Source organism: Cryobacterium sp. TMT2-17-1, assembly GCF_004402765.1.
GTDB classification, from domain to species: Bacteria; Actinomycetota; Actinomycetes; order Actinomycetales; family Microbacteriaceae; genus Cryobacterium; species Cryobacterium sandaracinum.
Genome location: NZ_SOGC01000015.1, coordinates 46305 through 66198, shown reverse-complemented (window position 1 = coordinate 66198; position 19894 = coordinate 46305). Strand labels below are relative to the sequence as shown.

The window sequence follows — 19894 nt, the reverse complement described above, 5'->3', positions numbered from 1 at the left end:
CAGCACGAGTGGGTGTGCCTCCGGCCAGCCTGCGCTAGCTTTGCCTCATGCGAGTGGATCTGTTGACCAAGGAATACCCCCCGGAGATTTATGGCGGAGCAGGCGTGCATGTGGCGGAGCTTGTGAAGGCCCTTCGCACCGACATCGACGTCTCCGTGCGATGTTTCGGCGCGCTCCGCGACGCCGTCGACACCCACGCGTATGAGGTGCCGGCGGAACTGGCCGGCGCGAATGCGACGCTGGCCACGCTCGGCGTCGACCTCCAGATGGCGCAGGACGTGCAGGGCGCCGACATCGTGCACTCCCACACCTGGTACGCCAACGGCGCCGGTCACCTCGCGAAGCTCCTGCACGGGATCCCGCACGTTGTGACCGCGCACAGCCTCGAGCCGCTCCGCCCGTGGAAGGCCGAGCAGCTCGGCGGAGGCTACCGGGTCTCCAGCTGGATCGAACGCACCGCCTTCGAAGCCGCGGATGCCGTCATCGCCGTCAGCGGTGGGATGCGCCGCGACATCCTGCGCAGCTATCCAGCACTTGACGCTGCTCGGGTGCACGTCGTCTACAACGGCATCGACCTCGAACGGTGGAAGCCCACGGACGACCGGGACACCGTGCGGGCACTGGGCATCGACCCGGACCGACCGGCCGTGGTCTTCGTGGGCCGCATCACCCGGCAGAAGGGGCTTCCCTACCTGCTCCGCGCGGCAGCCCCGCTGCCACCGGAGGTGCAGCTGGTGCTCTGCGCCGGCGCCCCCGACACCCCGGGCATCCTGGCCGAGGTCACGGCCGGGGTCGAGGCCCTCCAGCGCGAACGCTCCGGCGTGGTCTGGATCGATCGCCTCCTGTCGCAGCACGACCTGGCCGCCGTGCTCACTGCCGGCACCGTCTTCGTTTGTCCGTCGGTCTACGAACCGCTCGGCATCGTCAATCTGGAGGCTATGGCCTGCGGGCTGCCGGTCGTCGGGACGGCCACCGGGGGCATCCCCGAGGTGGTCGCCGACGGCGTGACCGGCCGGCTCGTGCCCATCGATCAGGCCACCGACGGAACCGGAACTCCCATCGATGCCGACCTTTTCGTCTCAGACCTGTCGCGCACCCTGATCGAGGTCCTCGCCGACCCGGCCAACGCCGCCGCGATGGGCCGAGCCGGCCGGGTCAGGGCCGAGCAGATGTTCAGCTGGACCCAAATCGCCACCCGCACCCGGGAGATCTACGCCTCACTACTCTGAGTCGGGCTCCGACTAACCGCCCAAACGGGTGCTGCAGGAATGCCCGGCACCCGTTTCGCGTGTCTGGGCATCGGCGGCGGCAGATAACATGGCTTTATGGTCAACGTTCTCCACTTCACCGACGTCTCCGTCGTCCGGGATGGCACACCCATCCTCGACTCAGTGAACTGGAGTGTTGATGACGACCAGCGCTGGGTGATCCTGGGCCCGAACGGCGCCGGCAAGACCACGCTGCTGCAGATCGCCGCCGCCCTCATCCACCCGTCGAGCGGAAGTGCCGTGGTTCTTGACGAACCGATCGGACGCACCGACCTCTTCGAGCTGCGGCCGCGGATCGGGTTCGCCTCGACGGCGATGGCCCGCCGGGTCCCCGCGAACGAGAAGGTCCTCGATGTGGTGATGACGGCCGCGTACTCCGTCACCGGGCGCTGGACCGAAGAGTACGAAGCCATCGATGAGCGCCGCGCCCAGCGGGTGCTGGGCGAGTGGAAGCTCGATACTCTGTCCGACCGTAAGTTCGGCACGCTGAGCGACGGCGAGCAGAAGCGGGTGCAGATCGCGCGGTCCATCATGACCGACCCCGAGGTTCTGCTTCTGGATGAGCCGGCCGCCAGCCTCGACCTCGGCGCGCGCGAGGAACTGCTGCAGCTCCTCGGCGGCTACGCGAGCGAGTCGGGGTCGCCGGCGATCATCATGGTCACCCACCACGTCGAGGAAATCCCCCTCGGCTTCACGCACGTCCTGCTCCTGTCCAACGGCCGCATCGTCAGCGCCGGGCCCATCGCCGACGCGCTGACCGCTGAGTCACTGACCGAGGCGTTCGGTCTGTCCATCGAGTTGCACGAGACCGACGGACGTTTCAGCGCCCGCGCGATCTGACTGCCACCGGATGGCGGTCACAGCCAGTGGATTCTGCTAAACTCGACAGTCGGTCCTCGGGCCGCACGGTTTTTTCTGCCGCACCTGGCGAGTCTGTACTCGCTAATCGAAGCGCAACTCACCAATCGAACAGCAATAAGGAAGTCTTCATGAAGTCTGACATTCACCCCACGTACGCTCCCGTGGTTTTCCGCGACCTCGCGTCGGGTGCGACGTTCCTTACCCGTTCGACGGTCTCCAGCTCCAAGACCATCGAGTGGACCGACGGAACCACGTACCCGGTCATCGACGTTGAGATCTCGTCGGAGTCGCACCCGTTCTACACCGGCAAGCAGCGGATCATGGACTCCGCCGGCCGCGTCGAGAAGTTCAACTCGCGTTACAAGGGCTTCGGCAAGTAGAACTGCGCCATACCGCGGCATCCTGCACATCGAAAGGGCGACCAGCTTCGGCTGGCCGCCCTTTCGATGTTGCTGCTCTGGGTCTGGTGTCGCTGTCGCTCGGGTGCTGCCGGGTCAGCGTTCGGGCCAGCCGCCCGCCGCGACGAACGCGGGGTCGCGTTCGCGGCGCATGTAGGCCTGGAAGCTTTCCGCCTGCTGCACGGACCACTGTGCCTGGAGCAGGTGCAGCTCGCCGACCGTGACCGGCAGGGTCTTCAGATGCGCCCGGGCGATGGCCTGGGCTACTCGGCCGGCCGCGATCGCATCCGCCCCGGAGTCGTGCGCGTCATCGAGGGGCACACCGTAGAACGCACTGGTCACTGCAAGGGTGCGCTTGCCCTTGCGGTACCGGTCGAGGGCCTTGTCGATGACGAGCGGGTCGACCACCGGCGACGGTGAGACCAGCGGGGCAACCCCGTAGCGAATCGACTCGCGGTTGAGCAGGGTGAGGTCGTAGGGCGCGTTGTACGCCACCAGAGGAAGACCCCGGGCGAGGTGCTCCCGGATCGTCGCGACGATCTCGGCCACCCCGTCGGCGGCGACCCGGCCGTTCGCGGCGGCATGCTCGGTCGTGATGCCGTGCACGGTGGTGGCCTGGGCCGGGATCTCGATTCCGGGATCCAGGAGCCAGTCCACGCGTTCGAGCACCTCCCCGGTCACATCGATGATCGCGACGGTGGCCGACACAATGCGGCTCGTCTCCACGTCGATGCCGGTCGTCTCAAGGTCGAAAACGGCGAGGGTGTCACTCCAGTTGCTCATGGGGAAAGCCTAGGGCCGACCACCGTCATCCCCGGGCGCCTCGGGCGTCGGCCCGCTGGCAGGCCGGCCAGCACCGAGTCTTCGATCCGAAAGGCGATCGGGTTGTGGGAAAAGCAGTTGAGGTCCGGCTGGTTCAAGAAGAAGCGGTGGTCGTGGAACCGGCGCCGCACGGAGTCGAGGGCCCAGTTCGAGTTCTCCGTGTCTCTGTGGAGATGCGTCCGGCGTAGTCACCGGTCCCGTCGCCGTTGCGGTCTCCGAAGGAGCGCACCATCAGCTCGGAGGACACGGCGCGGCGGTACCAGCGCGGGTCCCGGGTGACGCTTGATCGGGGCGGTGAAGCTCATTGCGTTCCCTCCCGCCCGAGGGCGTCCGGCGACAGCCGTCGGCCGCCCTAAACTTGGGATGATGAATGTTCCTTCGCCCTACGATTCGCAGCTCGTCCGGATCCCTGTCAGGGTCCGGGACGTCCCGGTGCTGGGCAGCGAAACGCGGTATTGGGAGTACGGCGATCCAACCGCGCACACCACCATCGTGATGGTGCACGGCTTCCGCGGCGACCACCACGGCTTGGAGCCCGTGGTCGCCCAGCTTCCTGGATTCCGCATGATCTCACCGGACCTTCCCGGTTTCGGCGAGTCCGGCGTGCTCCAGGGGTGCCGACACGACATCGCGGGCTACGGCCGGTGGCTGGCCGAGTTCGTGGCAGCTCTGGGTCTGACCGGGCGCAGGGTGGTGCTCGGGCACTCGTTCGGGTCGATCATCGTCGCGGCATCCGTCGCAGGGGGACTGCACGCCGACGACGTGGTTCTGGTGAACCCCATCGCCGCACCTGCCCTGGCCGGGCCGCGCGGCATCCTCACCCGCTTGGCGGTGTTCTACTACCGGGTGGCCGCGCGGCTGCCCGAACGGCTCGGCTTTGCCCTGCTGCGCAACCGCGTCATCGTCCGCGTGATGAGCGTGACCATGGCGAAGACGGGGGACCCCGAGCTGCGCCGTTGGATCCACAACCAGCACGACCGCTACTTCTCCGCCTTCGCGGATCGCCGGGTTGTGCTGGAAGCCTTCACCGCATCGGTCGGCTCCGACGTCAGCGAGTTCGCCGGTCGCATCCCGCAGCGCACGCTGCTGATCGCGGCGGAGAAAGACGACATCACGCCGGTCGCAGCGCAATACCGGCTGCAGAAGCTGTTTCCCGATGCCACCCTGCAGGTGATCCCCGACGTCGGCCACCTGATCCACTACGAGGTGCCGGCGCAGGCGGCGGACGCCTTGCGCCGCTTCCTCGGCGCAAGGGAGACGAAGTGAGAATCGTCTTCGATTGCCGTTACACCCGATTCGACCGGCACGACGGCATCAGCCGGTACACGGCCGGGCTGGTCACGGAATTGGGCAAGCTCCACCCGGTCACCATGCTGATCAATGACCACCGGCAGCTCGACCTGCTTCCGGATCTGCCCTGGCAGCTCGTGAGTGCCCCGACCAGCATCCGGGAGCCGTTCATCGCCCTCCAGATCAACCAGCTGAAGCCCGACGTCGTGTTCTCTCCGATGCAGACGATGGGATCCTGGGGCCGGAAGTACCGGCTGCTCCTCACCGTGCACGACCTGATCTACTACCGCAATCGCACCCCGCCGCGGGACCTGCCCGGTTTGCTGCGCCTGATTTGGCGGCTGTATCACCTATCGTGGTGGCCGCAGCGGATGCTCCTGAACCGGGCCGACGGCGTCGTCACCGTCTCCGAGACTACCCGGGACCTGATCCGGGACAACCGTCTGACGCGGCGGCCGGTCACGGTCATCCACAACGCCGCCGACACGCGGTCGACGCCGCCCGCCGGACGTGCCGCTGCGGAAACGGGTCGCCTGGTCTACATGGGCTCGTTCATGCCGTACAAGAACGTGGACACTCTGGTGCGCGCAGCCGCGGAACTACCGGGCCATGAGCTCCACCTGATGAGCCAGGTGAGCGACCAGGAACGGGAACGCCTGACCGCCCTGGCGACGCAGGCGACGCTGGTGTTCCACAACGGCGTCACCGACGAGGAGTACCTGCGGGTGCTGGGCTCCGCGACCGCGCTGGTCACGGCGTCTCTGGACGAGGGCTTCGGCATCCCGCTCGTCGAGGCGATGAGCCTCGGCATCCCCGTCGTGGTGAGCGACATCCCGATCTTTCGCGAGATCGGCGGCGACGCTGCGCTCTACTTCGACCCGGCCAGCACCGACGCGCTCGCCCTGGCCGTGCGGCGGCTGGGCGCGGGGGAGTGGGCGGCCCGCTCCACAGCCTCCGTCATCGAGGCGGAACGCTTCACCTGGCGCGATTCGGCCCGGCGGCTCCTGGAACTGCTCACCGGCACCGATACCGCGGATGACTCCGGTACGCGGACCGAGACGGCTACGGGCCCCGGCATCGACGCGGAGCAGCCGGTTCAGCCTGTGTAGTGCGTGTTCTCGGCTCGGCCGCGCAGGGTGGCGTCGAAATGCGTCAGCCCCAGCCGACCGTCCCGCCAGACGAAGTCGTGCACCGAGCCGTTGGCGATGATCTCGTTCTGGCGCGGCCGTTCCCCGGCCGTGCTATGGCGCAGCAGGGTTCCGATCACCCCGCCGTGACAGACGACCAGCACAGACTGTCCGGGGCGCGCGGCGGCCAGCAGCCTGAAGGCCGGCAGCACCCGGTCGAGCACCTCCTGGCGCGTCTCGAGGCCGGGAACGGGCACGTCGTCGGGAAAGCGACGCTGTCGTTCGGCGAACGTGAGTCCCTCGATCTGGCCGTGATGGCGCTCGGTGAGCTCCGGGATGACCTCCGGGCTCGGCAAGCCGAGCTCGCCGGCGATGATCCGGGCCGTCTCGTGGGCACGGTCCAGAGGGCTCGTCACGATGGTGTCCCAGCGCCGGGATCTCAACCTCAGGCCTGCCTCGGCGGCCTGCGCCCGGCCGGTCGAGTTGAGGGGGATGTCTGTGCTGCCCTGGATCCGCGTGTGCAGGTTCCACTCGGTCTGTCCGTGCCGCACGATCGAAAGTCTGGTCATCCTGCCGTTTCCGTTGTCGCGGGGGTGGGGGTGGTGGTGGACCGGGCCTGTTTCACGCCGGTGCGCCGGCGAGGCGGTCGGCCAGCCCCGCCAGCGACTCCGACGTGCCTGCCTCCAGCTTGAGCAGTGCCCGGCCGTCGCCCTTGGTCTCGCCGCGGTTGATCACGACGATCGGCAGCTTGCGGCGCCGGGCCTGTTCCAGCAGACGGATGCCCGAGTTCACAAACAGGGACGAGCCGGCGATGACCAGGGCCTCCGCACCGGTGACGAGCGCCGTTGCCTCGGTGAACTTCACCGTCGGCACCAGCTCGCCGAAGAAGACGACGTTGGGCTTGAGCATACCGCCGCAGACCGTGCAGTCGGGAATGGTGAAACCGTCGATGTCGGACACCTCCGCATCGCCGTCGGGGGCTGTGCGCACGTCGCCCGGTGTCATCAGTGTCGGGTTGGCCGCTTCGAGGCGCGCGGCCACACTGTCGCGGCCGAATGCCTGACCGCAGTCCAGGCAGACGACGAGGTCCAACGACCCGTGCAGGTCCACGACGTGCCGCGACCCGGCGCGGGTGTGCAGGCCGTCCACGTTCTGCGTGATGACCCCGCTGATCAGTCCGCTCTGCTCCAGCCGGGCGAGGGACCGGTGCCCGAGGTTGGGCTCCGCAGAGCGGAACCGGTGCCAGCCGAGGTGGCTGCCGGCCCAATAACGCTTGCGCGCCCGCTCGTCGCCGACGAAGGTCTGAAAGTTCATCGGGGTGCGCACGGGGGCACCCTTCCCACGGTAATCGGGAATGCCGGAATCGGTGCTCAGACCGGCTCCGGTCAGCACCGCGATGTGGCGACCGCGGAGCACCTCGGCCACGGCATCCAGAGCGGCGGCAGCGGCGCCGATGGCGACCGGAAGCGTTTCGGTGGTCATGGAGCTCCATCCTGTGTACACCGAGTCTAAACTCGCCGGTTTTCGACTGGGGGAGGGAACTGGCAGGCTGGACGGAACATCCCCGTGAAAGGCGTCCCGCTGTGCAGATCGTCCCCATCGAAAACCTTGACCTGCCCGGTCTCGCCGACTACTCGCGCTTGACAGATGTCGCGCTCCGCCGTGTCTCCGAACCGGCCGGCGGGCTGTACATCGCCGAGTCCAGCAAAGTCATCACCCGAGCCCTCGCGGCCGGCCACCGCCCGCGGTCCGTGCTACTGCAGCAGCAGTGGCTGCCCGACGTGCTGCCGCTGCTCGCGGACTGGCCGGACGTGCCCGTGTACGTCGGCGCGGCATCCGTTCTCGAACGGCTCACCGGCTACAACCTGCACCGCGGTGCGCTGGCGGCGATGCACCGCCCGGATCTGGCGCCGGTGCACGAGGTGATCCGGGAGGCGCGGCGCATTGTGATCCTCGAGGACATCGTGGACCATACCAACGTGGGCGCCATTTTCCGCTCGGTCGCCGGTCTCGGCGCGGACGCCGTCCTGATCACGCCGCGCTGCGCAGACCCGCTCTACCGGCGCAGTGTGCGGGTGAGCATGGGCACGGTGCTTCAGGTGCCGTGGACCCGACTGCCGGAATGGAGCGAGGCCGCCCCGATGCTGCACGGGGCCGGTTTTCACCTCGCGGCCCTGGCACTGTCCGACGACGCTGTCAGCCTCCCGCAGTTCGCCGGGAACGCGCCGGAACGGCTGGCCCTGATTCTCGGCGCCGAGGGCGATGGGCTCAGCACCCAGGCTCTCTCGGCCGCCGACACCGTCGTGACGATCCCCATGCTCCACGGCGTCGACTCGCTCAATGTGGCCTCGGCCAGCGCCGTCGCGCTGTACGCTCTGCGCGTCTGAACGCGGGCGCTTGGTAGAGTCGTCGGATGCCACTGACCCGACGCCAAACGTTCCTTCGCCGTCGGGTTGCCTTCGCGGCGGCACTGGTTCTCACCCTGGGCGGGGTCGGCTACCTGGCCGGCACGGGGCTGGCCCCGGTGCCGGCCGCGGCCGTCGAACTGATCGAACCGGCCGCGCTCACCCAGCCGGCCGCCGAGCTGATCTGGCCGGATGCCGGTGCGGGCGCCATCGGTGCGGTCGGCTACCCGGGGCTGCTCGGTTCCACCGGCGACCAGGAATCGATGCCGATCGCGAGCATCACGAAGATGGTCACCGCACTCGTGCTGCTCGAGGAGAAACCCCTGAGCCTGAACGAGCCCGGCCCGGACATCCGGTTCACCGACGACGACGTCGACATCTACTACGACGTGCTGGCCGAGGACGGCTCGGTCGCGCCCGTGTCCGCCGGCATGGTGCTCAGCCAGCGTGAGGCCTTCGAGGCCATGCTCCTGCCCTCCGCGAACAACTACAGCATTTCACTGGCGATCTGGGCATTCGGTTCCGTGGATGCCTACCTGGCGGAGGCCGAAACCTGGCTGGCCGCGAACGGTCTGACCGACACCGCGGTGGCCGACACCAGTGGGCTGTCGCCGGCCAGCGTGAGCAGTCCGGGCGACCTGGTCAAGATTGGCAAGCTTGTTTTGGCCGACTCCGTCCTGGCCGAGATCGTGTCCATGGAGACGTCCGACCTGCCGACCGTCGGCACGGTAACCAACACCAACAAGCTCCTCGGCTCCAACGGTGTCACCGGGATGAAGACCGGAACCACGGACGAGGCAGGCGCCTGCCTCCTGTATTCGGCCGACTTCACGGTCGGCGGCGAGACCATCACCCTGGTCGGCGTCATGCTCGGCGGCGACACTCATCCCGAGCTGAATGCGTCGATCGTGGACCTGCTCGACAGCGTCGAACCCGGTTTCCGCGCGGTAAGCCTGGCCGACAAGGGTGCCGCCTACGCGACTTACGCCACCCAGTGGGGGCAGAAGAGTCGGGCGGTCGCCGCGGAGGCGGCCTTCGCCGTGGTCTGGTCGGACACGCCCATCACGGCCGTCCCGGCGGCGCGCCCGGTCACCCTCGGGGAGGTCGGCGACTCGGCCGGTGCGATCGACTTCCAGGTGGGGGAGACCACGGTGAGCGTGCCGCTGGTGCTCGAGCGCGAGCTGACCGACCCGGGTGCCGCCTGGCGCTTCACCCACCCGGCCGAGCTGGCCGCGGGCTAGTCGCACGTGAGGCCGGGCCGAGCCCGCGCGTGTGGCCAACTCAGGACATCCGTCGCCCGCGCTCACCGGCCACTGTGGACCAGTGCCGAACCGGTGACGATGCCCGCCCCAGCCGGTCGGATCTCCTGAGTTAGCCACATTTCCGGCCGGATCCGAAGCAGCGCCTGTCGGGTTCGGGCCCACCTCTCGCGCTCCGCCCCGTAGCCCCGTTGCCCGAACGAATTCGACGGAGTTTTTTCTCAAACTCGGCCGTAATCAATCGGAAACCCGCATTTTCCCCAGAATCTCCGTCGAATTGGTTCGACACCGGACGCTGGTGACCGGACGCTGGTGACCGGACGCTGGTGACCGGACACCGTCGGCCGGACGAAGGGCGGCGCGGGCTCGCCGCCGCCGAGCCGGTCTAGTGCCGGGGCTGGCTGAACGGCCGGGCATCTGGGCGCTTGGGCAGCACGTGGTCGCCGGAGGACTGGTGCCGGATACGGCGCAGAACCCACGGCAACAGGTACTCCCGCGCCCACTGCATGTCCTCCGTGCGGGCCTCCCGGAAGGTGCGCCCTGGCATTGGCTCGGGCTTCCGGGGTTCGAGGGCATTGGGCACGTTGAGATCGGAAAGCACCATCCGAGCGACGGTATGGTGGCCGAGGGCGTTCAGGTGCAGCCGGTCCGCAGACCACATGCCGGCATCTTGAATCTCGGTCAGCGACCAGAGGTCGGCGACGACACAGTCATACTTCGTCGCGACCGCGCGCAGGTTCTCGTTATAGATCGCGATCTTGCCCCGAATACCACGGAAAACGGGGGAGAAGCCCACATCGGCGCCCGTGAACAGCACGATGGTGGCGTTATCGCGACTCAGCCGGAGCACCTGCTCCTCGACCCGGGCGGCGATGAGGTCGGGGTCGGATCCCGGCCGGAGTACGTCGTTGCCGCCCCCGGAGAAAGTGATCAGATCCGGATGCAGCGCAAGCGCCGTCTCCACCTGTTCCACGCTGATCTGGCGGATCAGCTTGCCCCGCACGGCGAGGTTCGCGTAGGCGAAGTCCGGTGTGCCCTGGCTGAGCACCTCGGCGACCCGGTCCGACCAGCCCCGGTTCCCACCCGGACTCGTCGGCTCGGGATCACCCACCCCCTCGGTGAAGGAGTCCCCGAGGGCGACATAGCGGGACCACGGATGCATCGGCGTCGTCATTGCTCCATTCTCCCCCCGCATCACGGCAGTCCGTTCACCGGGTAAGTTCGTATGACGTGAATACTCCACCCCCTTTCGGTCCTGCCCAGGGGACGAGTGCAGCCGAGCATCTCTCGCCTTCGTTCCCGGAGCGTGCCGCGTGGGGCACGGCCGGCAAATTGCGGGCCTGGCAGGCGGAAGCGCTGGAAGCGTATTTCGTGCACCAGCCACGTGATTTCCTCGCCGCGGCGACACCGGGCGCCGGCAAGACCACCTTCGCTCTGCGGCTCGCCGCCGAGCTGAAGGCCCGCCGACTGATCGACAGCATCACGGTGGTCGCGCCCACCGAGCACCTCAAGCGCCAGTGGGCGGATGCCGCGGCGCGGGCGGGCATCCGGCTCGACCCCAACTTCAAGAACGCCAACGGTCGCTACGGCAACCACTACCACGGCGTTGCCGTCACCTACGCCCAGGTGGCCAGCCGGGCGGCGCTGCACCGGCAGCTGACCCAGTCCAACCGCACCCTTGTAATCCTGGACGAGGTGCACCACGGCGGGGACGCGCTGAGCTGGGGTGACGCAATCCGGGAGGCGTTCGAGCCGGCCACCCGACGCCTCTCGCTCACCGGCACCCCGTTCCGATCTGACACCTCGCCGATCCCGTTCGTGAGTTACCTGCCCGACGAGCACGGCATCCGTCTGTCCCAGAGCGACTACAACTACGGGTATGGCCGGGCCCTCGAAGATGGCGTCGTGCGCCCGGTCATGTTCATGGTCTACGCCGGGCATATGAAGTGGCGCACCCGCGCCGGCGACGAGATGGAAGCCAAACTCGGCGAGGGTAACACCAAGGACATCACCTCCCAGGCCTGGCGCACCGCCCTGGAACCCACCGGGCAGTGGATCCCCGCAGTGCTGCGCGCCGCCGATTTGCGCCTCACCCAGGTGCGCCACGGCATCCCGGATGCTGGTGGCCTCGTCATCGCCACCGACCAGACCATGGCGCGCGCGTACGCGGCCATCCTGCAGGAGATCTCGGGGGAGTCGGTGACCGTCGTACTCTCCGATGAGAAGGAGTCGAGCGACCGGATCGACGAGTTCGCGCACAACACCTCGCGCTGGATGGTGGCCGTGCGGATGGTGTCGGAGGGGGTCGACGTGCCGCGCCTGGCCGTGGGCGTCTACGCGACCAGCGCCTCCACACCGCTTTTCTTCGCGCAGGCCATCGGCCGGTTCGTGCGGGCCCGGCGCCGCGGTGAGACGGCGTCCATCTTCCTGCCCAATGTGCCCAGCCTGCTCAGCCTGGCCAACGCGCTCGAGCTGGAGCGCGACCACGCCCTCGACCGCAGCAACCGCGACGACGGCGACGACGGCATGTACAACCCCGAAGACGCCATGGTCGCCGACGCCAACAAGTCGGAGAAGGCCTCCGACGACCTCGGCGAGGAATTCACCTGGCAGGCCATCGATTCCCAGGCCACCTTCGACATGGTGATGTTCAACGGCGACGAGTTCGGCGAGCTGGCGGAACCGGGCACCGACGAGGAGTTCGACTTCATTGGCATCCCCGGTCTGCTCGAGCCTGAGCAGGTCTCCGAGCTGCTGCGTCAGCGCCAGCACCGGCAAGCCAAGCGCTCCACCGACCGACGCAAGGATCCCGTCACCGGCGAGGTCGCCCCGGTGGACCCGCCACCGCTCTATCGCACGCTCAAGGAGCAGCGCACGCTGCTGGCGAGTCTGGTGGGCATGTGGTCGAAGCTCGCCGGCGAACCCCACGGCATGGTGCACGCCGAACTCCGGCGCGAGTGCGGCGGGCCCGCCGTCGCACAGGCCAGCGTCACCCAGTTGCAAAAACGGATCGACCTGCTCCGCCGCCGCCTCGGCCGCAGCTGACCCGCGGCGGAACCGCATTTGAGCGTTGCCGGTGCCCGTTCCGGGCGGGAGTGACCCGCTGAACGGCTACTCTCGACCGAATCGGCTTCTCAGGCGACGGCGTCCTGGGGTTCGGCGGCCGCGGTGTTCGGCACCACGACCTTCGCCCCGTCGGGAGTGACGTCCATCACTACGTCCAAGGCGGCGAGGATGTCGGCGAGCAGGTCGTCGACGTGCTCGAGGCCGATCGAAAGGCGCACGATCCCGGCACCGGGCCGGGCGCCGGCCTCGACCGGGCGGTGGGTCAGGGAGGCCGGATGCTGCACGAGCGAGTCCACGCCGCCGAGGGAGACCGCGTGCGTGATCAGCGTGCAAGCCTCGGTGAAGCGCACGGCCGCATCGAAACCGCCCGCGAGGTCGAGGGCGATGATAGACCCGGCCCCGTTCGCCTGACGGCCCAAAAGCCCCAGCGGGTCCTGCCCGGGCAGCTCTGGGTACAGTACCCGGGCCAGTGCGGGGTGACCCGCGAGGCGCTCCGCGACGGCGCCGGCGGTTGCTTGTTGGGCGCGCACACGCACCGGCAGCGTGCGCAGCCCCCGGTGCAGCAGATACGCGGCGAACGGATGCAGCACACCGCCGGTCAGGGCCCGCACCTGGCGCAGGCGCACCATCCAGTGCTCGGGGCCGGAGACCGTGCCGCCCATCACGTCTCCGTGGCCGCCCAGGAATTTGGTCGCACTGTGCAGCACCAGCGTGGCGCCCGAATCGACCGGGCGCTGAAGCACCGGGGTGGCGAACGTGTTGTCGACCAGCACCGGCACGCTGCCGGCCGCCGCGACCACGGCACGGATGTCGGTCAGCGCCAGCGTCGGGTTCGCTGGGGACTCCAGAATGACCAGCCCGGTGTCCGGCCGGATTGCCTGGGCAACCCCGTCGGGATCGACCCACGACACAGTCGTACCGAGCAGCCCGGTGGCGAGCACATGGTCGGTACCGCCGTAGATCGGCCGGAGGGCCACCACGTGGGGCGTGCCGCCGGCCACGGATGCGATCAGCACGGCCGCCAGCGCGGCCATTCCGCTCGCGAAGGCGACGGTGCCCTCGGTGCCCTCCAGGGCCGACAGCGCCGTTTCGAACCGGGCGACTCCGGGCTGCCAGAGTCGCTGGTACACCGCGGAATCGCCCTCGCGGATCGTACCTCCGGTGGCGAGGTTCTCGTAGGAGTCCCCGCCGCACTCGACTCCCGCCAGCGGATTGGTCGTGGAGAGGTCGATCACGGGCACATGCGAACCGGCCGCTGTCAGCCCGGCCATCCCGCCGTGCACGGCAACCGTGTCCGGGTGCGGGGCCGATGGCCGCAGGGCAGGTCCGCGGGGAGGCAGGGGCGGCAGCGGAAGCGTTGGCGTCATGCACAGACACAAACAGATTCTGCCGCACGGCGCAATCATCCTTGAAGACCCTTGCGAATCAGCGAAAGCTTTCGCATAAACTGCTCACGGAAGAAAGAGTAGGCCGATGGAACCGAAGAAAGCCGAAATCGACCGGGTCGACCGGGCGCTCCTGCGTGCGCTGTCCGTCAACGCCCGTGCCTCCGGTGCGGCGCTGGCCGCGGAGATCGGCGTCGCCGAGTCGACCGTGTCGCTACGCCTGCGCCGGCTGCAGCAGCTGGGGCACATCCGAGGCTATCGCGCGAATATCGACCTGGCCGCGCTGGGCGCGTCCCTGCAGGCGTTGATCTCGGTTCGTCTGGTCAAGCACGCCCGCGTGCAGATCGACGCGTTCCGGGCGGCGGCGCCGCACTGGCCCGGGGTGATCGGCCTGTTCCACACCGCCGGCGCCGACGACTATCTGCTGCACGTGGCCGCGGCGGACGCGTCGGACCTGCGTGACTTCGTCCTGCAGCATCTGGCGGAGCATCCGGCGGTTGCGCACACCGAGACTAACCTTATCTTCGAGTACGTCGACGGTGACGGCTGGCAGGACCTCGTCAAATAGTTCGCTTAACGCAGACAACGCCCCTGCCGAAGCAGGGGCGTTGTCGAAGCTCGTGAGCTATGCGACTCGGAAAGCCGCCTCGCTAGTTGAGCAGTTGCGAACTTTAGAGGGCGCGGATGTTCTCGGCCTGAGGACCCTTCGGGCCCTGGGTTACCTCGAACTCGACCTTCTGGTTCTCGTCGAGCGACTTGTAGCCGTTCGATGCGATCGCGGAGTAGTGCGCGAACACGTCGGCGCTTCCGTCGTCGGGAGCGATGAAGCCGAAGCCCTTTTCAGCGTTGAACCATTTCACGGTACCTGTTGCCATTATGAAACTCCTCCAGGAGTGTTAGAAAGGCCCCGACTTTCGAGGCCGTTCGTCGCGGTATTCGTCGTCCGCTTCCGAAAGGAATACGCCGCGGCGACCGAGGTCACCGCGTTATAAGACGTGCAAGCACTACAACTACTGAGACAACCCTAGCCCACATCGCCGCGGTGCATCCAGATTCCGTGCCAATTCGGTTCCAAAGCGTTACGTTGATTGCAGGTTATGACCCGATCAGGGCGCACCCTGCACTACTCGGTGGTGACGAAGTCGATCAGCTGCTCCACCCGGCCCAGCAGTTGCGGCTCCAGATCGGCGAATGTGCGCACCCGACCCAGGATCCGCTGCCAGGCCCGGGCGATATCGGCCTGGTCCTCGTGGGGCCAGCCGAGGGCCTCGCAGATCCCGTGCTTCCATTCGATGCTGCGCGGAATCGCGGGCCACGTCGTGATTCCCAGGCGGTTCGGCTTCACGGACTGCCATACGTCGATATATGGATGCCCGACCACGAGCACATTCCGGCCGTGCGGTCCGCGCGCCACGGCGTCGGCGATCCGGCTTTCCTTCGATCCGGGCACCAGGTGGTCGACCAGCACCCCGACCCGCCGGGTGGGTCCCGGGCGGAACTCCTGCAGGAGCTCCTCGAGGTTGTCGACGCCCTCAATGTACTCGACGACGACCCCCTCGATCCGTAGATCGGCTCCCCAGACCTTCTCCACAAGCTCGGCGTCGTGCCGGCCCTCGACGAAGATGCGGCTGGCTCGGGCCACCCGCGCCGGGGCATCCCGCACGGCCATCGATCCCGAGGCGGTGCGGGCGCGGCCCTGCGGCGCCGCCCTGACCGGGACGACGAGCACCACCGGCTCGCCGTCAATCAAGAATCCGCCGCCGAGCGGAAACAGGCGCAGTTGACCGTGGCGGTCCTCCAGGGTGACGATCTTCTTCTCGATCCGCACCACGGCACCGCAAAAACCGGTCGCGACCTCTTCGACGACCAGATCGGGCATGGCTTCCTGCGTCGGAATGACCTTCCGGCCAGCGTCCCGCCAGCCGGGGGAAAGTACATCCGCACTGTACCGATCCTGCATGTTCCGCTCGTCCATTGACGGTCTTCCTCGCTCCTGCGCCTCGCCGACACCGGAATCGACGCTAGCGGATGGCCGGCACGGTCTGCGCTCTCAGGCCGGGGTGTCGGCGTCCGGTAGTAACCTGTCTCCATGTGCGGTCGATTCATCATCACGGACACGGCGTCCGATCTCGCCGCGATGTTCGACGTCGAGCACGAGGGCGAGAACCTGCCGGAACCGTCGTGGAACATCAAACCCACCGAAAAGATCCCGATCGTGCTCGAGTCAGCCAAGGCCGGGCCGGTTGTGCGCCGGCTCGAGGGCGCGCGCTGGTCCCTGGTCCCCTCATTCGCGACCGAGCTGCAGTCGTCCTTCGCCACCTTCAACGCCCGTGCCGAAACGGCGGCGGAGAAGCCCACCTTCAAGAGTTCGGTCGCCTCCCGGCGCGCGCTGGTCCCGGCCACGGGCTACTACGAGTGGCACACGGACGGCACCGTGAAGACTCCGTACTTCATCCACTCAGACGACGGTCTTCCACTGGCCTTCGCCGGCCTCTATTCCTGGTGGCGCAATCCGGCCCTGGCCGACGACGACCCGGCCCGGTGGGTACTGTCCGCGACGATTCTCACCCAGGACGCCGAGGGTCCCCTGGCCGCCCTCCACGACCGGATGCCCGTGATCCTGGCGGAAGAATGGTGGGACCAGTGGCTCGACCCCCATACTCCGGGTGACCAGGCCCTGGTCGACGCCGCGGTGGCCGCCGCCCGGGAGACCGTCGAGAGCCTGAGCTATCACGAGGTCGCCCCGGTGCGCGGTGACGGTCCGGAACTCATCGAGCCCGTCGGGGCGCCGTCGACGGTCTGACGCTCGACCGGGTACGCTCGACTCATCGGCCCGGCGTGCAGTGCGGGCATCGCTCGAAAGGATCGCACCATGAACGCCGTCGCCTTCACCGTCGCAATGGCCATCTTCGTCTTCGGTCTCTGGCTGTTCGGGTTCGCGTTCGAGGTGACGGCCTGGCAGTTGCCGATCTTCCTCAGCGGCATCCTCTGCGTTTCCCTGGCCGTGGCCATCCCGGTGCAGATCCTCCGCGACTAGGTCGCAGCCCCCGGTACCATGTCGGCTTGATCGCGGCGGCCCTCCGCCCCGAAGTGTCGGCGGATCCGTTCTCGCGCTCGAACGAGGGTTCGCGCTCGAAGACGCCGCGGGAACGGTCACCAAGCTGGACGTGCTCTCGAATGTTCCCGGCCTGGGGATGAACGAGGGCGGTTGCGACTCGGATGGCCGGTTCCCTGGCCTATTTCCCTGTGCCGGCTTTCCGGCCGCGGCCGGCTACCCCGACGGGCTGACCGTGGACGGCGACGCTGGCGTGTGGGTGGTCGTCTTCGGCGGGAGCACTGTGCGCCCGGTCCGGGAGTTTGCCGACTGACGGGCCTCGTCAGCGCAACAGGCCGGCCACCAGGTTGATCAGGGTAGCCAAGATGAACGAGCCGAACAGATACGAGAGCAGACTGTGGCGCAACGCCGTCATCCGAATTGCGTGCGTTTGCAGACTGGTGTCTGACACTTGGAAAGTCATCCCGATTGTGAAGGCCAGGTAGGCGAAATCCCCGTAACTCGGTGGCACCGCCTGGTTGAAATCCACCCCGCCGTCGGGCCCGGAGTAGTAGAGCGAGGCATAGCGGAGCGTGAACAGGGTGTGCACCAGAATCCAGGAGAGTCCGACGCTGAGCACCGCCGCCGCCGCCAGGATTCCCCGTGCGGTGACCGAGCTGGTGTCGGTCCCCACCAGCAGGAACACCAGAGCGCCGAGGCTGCCGAGGCTGCTGAGAAGAATCAGGATGTCGGCGGCACCTCGGGACGAATCCTCCCGGGTGGCATGGCTGGCCGTGTTCTGGTTGTCCATGGGGCCGATGGTGATCCACACCCAGGTGACATACGTCACGCAGGCGGCCGCCCAGCCCGCGATCGGAGCCAGGGTCCAGCTCCCGCACACCCCGGCCAGAACAGCGACGACGACACCCACCGCGAACATGCCGATAAGTCGGGTACTCGAGCGGTGGAGGCGTTGGCCGTGCGTCGTCATATGCTGATCGTGCCATGAAATCGGGTCTCTGCGGGCCGAGGCCCGGGGCGCATCCGGTGTTATGCCAGCCAGGGTCGGTAGTGTGAGGGAACGATTGGCTGGCTGTTCCATTGCCGGCCGCACTAACGCTGAAAGAGAACGCTGGATGTCAGATAGCCCGACCGCGGCGTCGCCCTACGAGGTACTCGGCGTCAGCCCGTCGGCAAGTGACGACGAACTTCGTCGTGCCTACCGTCGCCTGCTGCGCCACACGCATCCGGACGTCGGCGGAGACGCCGCCGCCTTCCACCTCGTTCAGATCGCGTGGGAGCGGGTGGGAACCCCGGAGGGGCGCGCCGACTATGACCGCCGCCGGTACCCGGACGCGTTCCCCGAGCCGGAGCGCCCCGCCTACGCCTCCGGAGCCGGCCGTGGGCAGGCCACGCAGGCTGGGCCGCGCGCGCGCATGTACGGCCATCCGGGTGGGGAGGCGCGCCAGCGTTACCTCGAACTGCTTCGGGAATGGGCCGGGCGCGGAACCTCTATCGATGACCCGTATGCCCCGACGCTGATCCGTTCGGCGCCGCGGGAGATCCGGCATTGGCTGGCGAAGGCTCTGGCCGAGGAATCAACGGCGCAACTCGTCTCCGCCCTCGGGATCGGCTTCACGGCCTGGCATGATGTGTCTGCCGGCATGCAGGGCGGCAAGGTCGATCACGTCGTGCTCGGCCCGGCGGGACTGTTCGCGGTCCTGTCCGAGGACTGGGGCGGGCCGGTGCAGCTTCGGCGCGGGGAGCTCGTCGGTGACGCCCTCGGCCCCGATGTTCGTCCGATCGAAGACGTCGAGGGTGTCGTGCGGGCTCTGGCGAAGTCGCTGCGGGTGAGGTTCACCGCTGTGCTGGTCGTGCTGCCCGACGAGGCCCTGACTGACCCTTTGACGGTCCCCGGACGTGGCCGGCGCCCGACCGTGATCACGCTGCCGAGGTCACGGCTGATCGGGGTGCTGCGCAGCGGGCTGCCCGGAATGGACCGCGGCAGCTTCGAGAAGGTGTTCGAGTTGCGGAGCCGCCTGCAGGACGGCATCCGCTTCAGTTCGGAGTAGCCGCTTCGCGCAGGCCCAGCTTGTCGGCCCAGTACCGGAGGAATTCTGCGCCGGCCGCGTCGTGGATCAGGGACCCCTCTACGATCACGGGGTAGGGGCGCTCGAGGATACCGTCGGACGGCCGCACATCCACATGCGAGACGTCATAGCCGGCGGCATGCAGGTGGTCGGCCATCAGGTAGTCGCTGCGCGAGTCGCCGACCGAGCGCCAGACCCGGGGGAGTGTTCCCGATTCGGAGAAAAAGGCCAGCGCCCGCTCCGCGCCGCGGTCCTTGTCCAGGGTGACCGACTCGATGTCGGTCGAGATGATCGTCGGGTCGATCCGGAATCCCACGGTGCCGGCCTGGTCCGGAACGACTCGATCACCGAAACGGATGCCCAGCCCGAGTTCAACCATCACCCCGAATGCGGCCTCGTTGAACTCCACCGCGGCGGCCTGGTACCGGCCGTGGTCGGCATCCGTGCGCTGCTCGACCGAGACCATGGCCTGCTTGGTCTCGTCGAAGAACATCGTGTCGCTGAACCCGTCGACGACGAGGTTGCGCAGCATATCCACGGCGGCGGTCGGCAGGGCCACGCTGTCATCGACGACGATCTCGCCCATCCCCGCGGCAGTGATCGGGAACCAGACGGCTCCCTTCTCGCAGACCCCGTACATGCGCATCGACTCGGGCAGTCCGGCTGCGCGGAGGGGCGCGACAACCTTCTCGCGGATGAATGTCGACGACCGCCCGGTGATGAATGCGATCGGAACGTTGGCTCCGGCCAGGCTGATCAGATCCGTGATGATGCTCGGTATGGCGATGGTCCGGGACACCGGACTGGCGATCGGCCCGTCCACGTCGAGCAGCAGGCCGAGGGGGGAGACGGTATCGCGCATACCCCAGTGTTTCATGGGCGGCCCCTT

At 68.0% G+C, this 19894-nt stretch carries 21 protein-coding genes and 1 pseudogene; 12 read left to right on the top strand and 10 right to left on the bottom strand.

The genetic code is table 11. The features are described from left to right. Window positions 1-47: 47 nt before the first annotated feature. From glgA to E3O47_RS03850, 3 genes are all read left to right on the top strand, one after another. A complete protein-coding gene (glgA, locus tag E3O47_RS03860; RefSeq protein WP_134419549.1) occupies window positions 48-1229 on the top strand; it encodes a glycogen synthase in 1182 nt (393 codons plus the stop codon). Between the two features lie 96 nt (window positions 1230-1325). Beyond that, window positions 1326-2108, top strand: coding sequence for an ABC transporter ATP-binding protein (locus tag E3O47_RS03855; protein WP_104102172.1), 783 nt, complete (start codon window positions 1326-1328; stop codon window positions 2106-2108). Between the two features lie 149 nt (window positions 2109-2257). Next, complete coding sequence (locus E3O47_RS03850) at window positions 2258-2509, top strand: type B 50S ribosomal protein L31 (RefSeq protein ID WP_104102169.1); 252 nt, start codon at window positions 2258-2260, stop codon at window positions 2507-2509. A 114-nt stretch (window positions 2510-2623) separates the two neighbouring features. Here the strand turns inward: E3O47_RS03850 and E3O47_RS03845 are convergent, their stop codons facing one another. Together E3O47_RS03845 and E3O47_RS16855 are read right to left on the bottom strand one after the other, a co-directional pair. Then, window positions 2624-3310: a 3'-5' exonuclease gene (locus E3O47_RS03845; RefSeq protein WP_104102165.1), complete on the bottom strand. Its 687-nt coding sequence runs from the start codon at window positions 3308-3310 to the stop codon at window positions 2624-2626. Between the two features lie 116 nt (window positions 3311-3426). Then, window positions 3427-3654: pseudogene (locus tag E3O47_RS16855) on the bottom strand (hypothetical protein); the annotation flags it as partial. A 61-nt stretch (window positions 3655-3715) separates the two neighbouring features. Here E3O47_RS16855 and E3O47_RS03840 point away from each other — a divergent pair. Both E3O47_RS03840 and E3O47_RS03835 read left to right on the top strand, forming a co-directional pair. Continuing rightward, window positions 3716-4615: an alpha/beta hydrolase gene (locus tag E3O47_RS03840; RefSeq protein WP_134414983.1), complete on the top strand. Its 900-nt coding sequence runs from the start codon at window positions 3716-3718 to the stop codon at window positions 4613-4615. Beyond that, window positions 4612-5748: a glycosyltransferase family 1 protein gene (locus tag E3O47_RS03835; protein ID WP_134419547.1), complete on the top strand. Its 1137-nt coding sequence runs from the start codon at window positions 4612-4614 to the stop codon at window positions 5746-5748. The genes E3O47_RS03840 and E3O47_RS03835 overlap by 4 nt, the downstream gene beginning before the upstream one ends. Here the strand turns inward: E3O47_RS03835 and E3O47_RS03830 are convergent. Continuing rightward, entirely contained in the window at window positions 5736-6335 is a 600-nt protein-coding gene (locus E3O47_RS03830; RefSeq protein WP_134419545.1) for a histidine phosphatase family protein, read from the bottom strand. The genes E3O47_RS03835 and E3O47_RS03830 overlap by 13 nt on opposite strands. A 52-nt stretch (window positions 6336-6387) precedes the next feature. Beyond that, window positions 6388-7248, bottom strand: coding sequence for a Sir2 family NAD-dependent protein deacetylase (locus tag E3O47_RS03825; protein ID WP_104102155.1), 861 nt, complete (start codon window positions 7246-7248; stop codon window positions 6388-6390). A 101-nt stretch (window positions 7249-7349) separates the two neighbouring features. Between E3O47_RS03825 and E3O47_RS03820 the strand changes: the two genes are divergently transcribed. Further along, window positions 7350-8153: an RNA methyltransferase gene (locus E3O47_RS03820; RefSeq protein WP_134419543.1), complete on the top strand. Its 804-nt coding sequence runs from the start codon at window positions 7350-7352 to the stop codon at window positions 8151-8153. A gap of 26 nt (window positions 8154-8179) precedes the next feature. After that, window positions 8180-9412 carry a D-alanyl-D-alanine carboxypeptidase gene (locus E3O47_RS03815; RefSeq protein WP_104102150.1) on the top strand — a complete coding sequence of 411 codons (1233 nt, stop codon included), beginning with the start codon at window positions 8180-8182 and terminating at the stop codon, window positions 9410-9412. Between the two features lie 403 nt (window positions 9413-9815). Here E3O47_RS03815 and E3O47_RS03810 read toward each other — a convergent pair whose 3' ends face one another. Further along, window positions 9816-10604, bottom strand: coding sequence for an SGNH/GDSL hydrolase family protein (locus E3O47_RS03810; RefSeq protein ID WP_104102147.1), 789 nt, complete (start codon window positions 10602-10604; stop codon window positions 9816-9818). Between the two features lie 56 nt (window positions 10605-10660). Between E3O47_RS03810 and E3O47_RS03805 the strand changes: the two genes are divergently transcribed. Next, window positions 10661-12475: a DEAD/DEAH box helicase gene (locus E3O47_RS03805; RefSeq protein WP_104102145.1), complete on the top strand. Its 1815-nt coding sequence runs from the start codon at window positions 10661-10663 to the stop codon at window positions 12473-12475. 89 nt (window positions 12476-12564) lie between these two features. Here E3O47_RS03805 and E3O47_RS03800 read toward each other — a convergent pair whose 3' ends face one another. Beyond that, window positions 12565-13863: an aminotransferase class I/II-fold pyridoxal phosphate-dependent enzyme gene (locus E3O47_RS03800; RefSeq protein ID WP_134419541.1), complete on the bottom strand. Its 1299-nt coding sequence runs from the start codon at window positions 13861-13863 to the stop codon at window positions 12565-12567. A gap of 106 nt (window positions 13864-13969) precedes the next feature. Here E3O47_RS03800 and E3O47_RS03795 point away from each other — a divergent pair, with 106 nt between their 5' ends. Then, a complete protein-coding gene (locus E3O47_RS03795; RefSeq protein ID WP_104102139.1) occupies window positions 13970-14449 on the top strand; it encodes an Lrp/AsnC family transcriptional regulator in 480 nt (159 codons plus the stop codon). A gap of 103 nt (window positions 14450-14552) precedes the next feature. Here the strand turns inward: E3O47_RS03795 and E3O47_RS03790 are convergent, their stop codons facing one another. Then, a complete protein-coding gene (locus tag E3O47_RS03790) occupies window positions 14553-14756 on the bottom strand; it encodes a cold-shock protein (protein WP_035840308.1) in 204 nt (67 codons plus the stop codon). A gap of 248 nt (window positions 14757-15004) precedes the next feature. After that, window positions 15005-15841 (bottom strand): DUF3097 domain-containing protein, encoded by an 837-nt coding sequence (locus E3O47_RS03785; RefSeq protein WP_104102232.1) that lies wholly within the window; start codon window positions 15839-15841, stop codon window positions 15005-15007. A gap of 129 nt (window positions 15842-15970) precedes the next feature. On the opposite strand from E3O47_RS03785, the gene E3O47_RS03780 reads away from it, so the two are divergent. Together E3O47_RS03780 and E3O47_RS15850 are read left to right on the top strand one after the other, a co-directional pair. Next, window positions 15971-16684, top strand: a complete 714-nt coding sequence (locus E3O47_RS03780; protein WP_134342869.1) for an SOS response-associated peptidase — start codon at window positions 15971-15973, stop codon at window positions 16682-16684. A 69-nt stretch (window positions 16685-16753) separates the two neighbouring features. After that, window positions 16754-16918 (top strand): hypothetical protein, encoded by a 165-nt coding sequence (locus E3O47_RS15850; RefSeq protein ID WP_158250294.1) that lies wholly within the window; start codon window positions 16754-16756, stop codon window positions 16916-16918. Between the two features lie 340 nt (window positions 16919-17258). On the opposite strand, the gene E3O47_RS03775 is transcribed toward E3O47_RS15850, so the two are convergent. Next, window positions 17259-17906: a DUF1345 domain-containing protein gene (locus tag E3O47_RS03775; protein ID WP_241976878.1), complete on the bottom strand. Its 648-nt coding sequence runs from the start codon at window positions 17904-17906 to the stop codon at window positions 17259-17261. A 145-nt stretch (window positions 17907-18051) separates the two neighbouring features. Between E3O47_RS03775 and E3O47_RS03770 the strand changes: the two genes are divergently transcribed. After that, window positions 18052-18987: a DnaJ domain-containing protein gene (locus tag E3O47_RS03770; protein ID WP_134414987.1), complete on the top strand. Its 936-nt coding sequence runs from the start codon at window positions 18052-18054 to the stop codon at window positions 18985-18987. Here E3O47_RS03770 and E3O47_RS03765 read toward each other — a convergent pair. Then, entirely contained in the window at window positions 18974-19882 is a 909-nt protein-coding gene (locus E3O47_RS03765; protein ID WP_233191465.1) for a hypothetical protein, read from the bottom strand. The genes E3O47_RS03770 and E3O47_RS03765 overlap by 14 nt on opposite strands. Window positions 19883-19894: the final 12 nt, after the last annotated feature.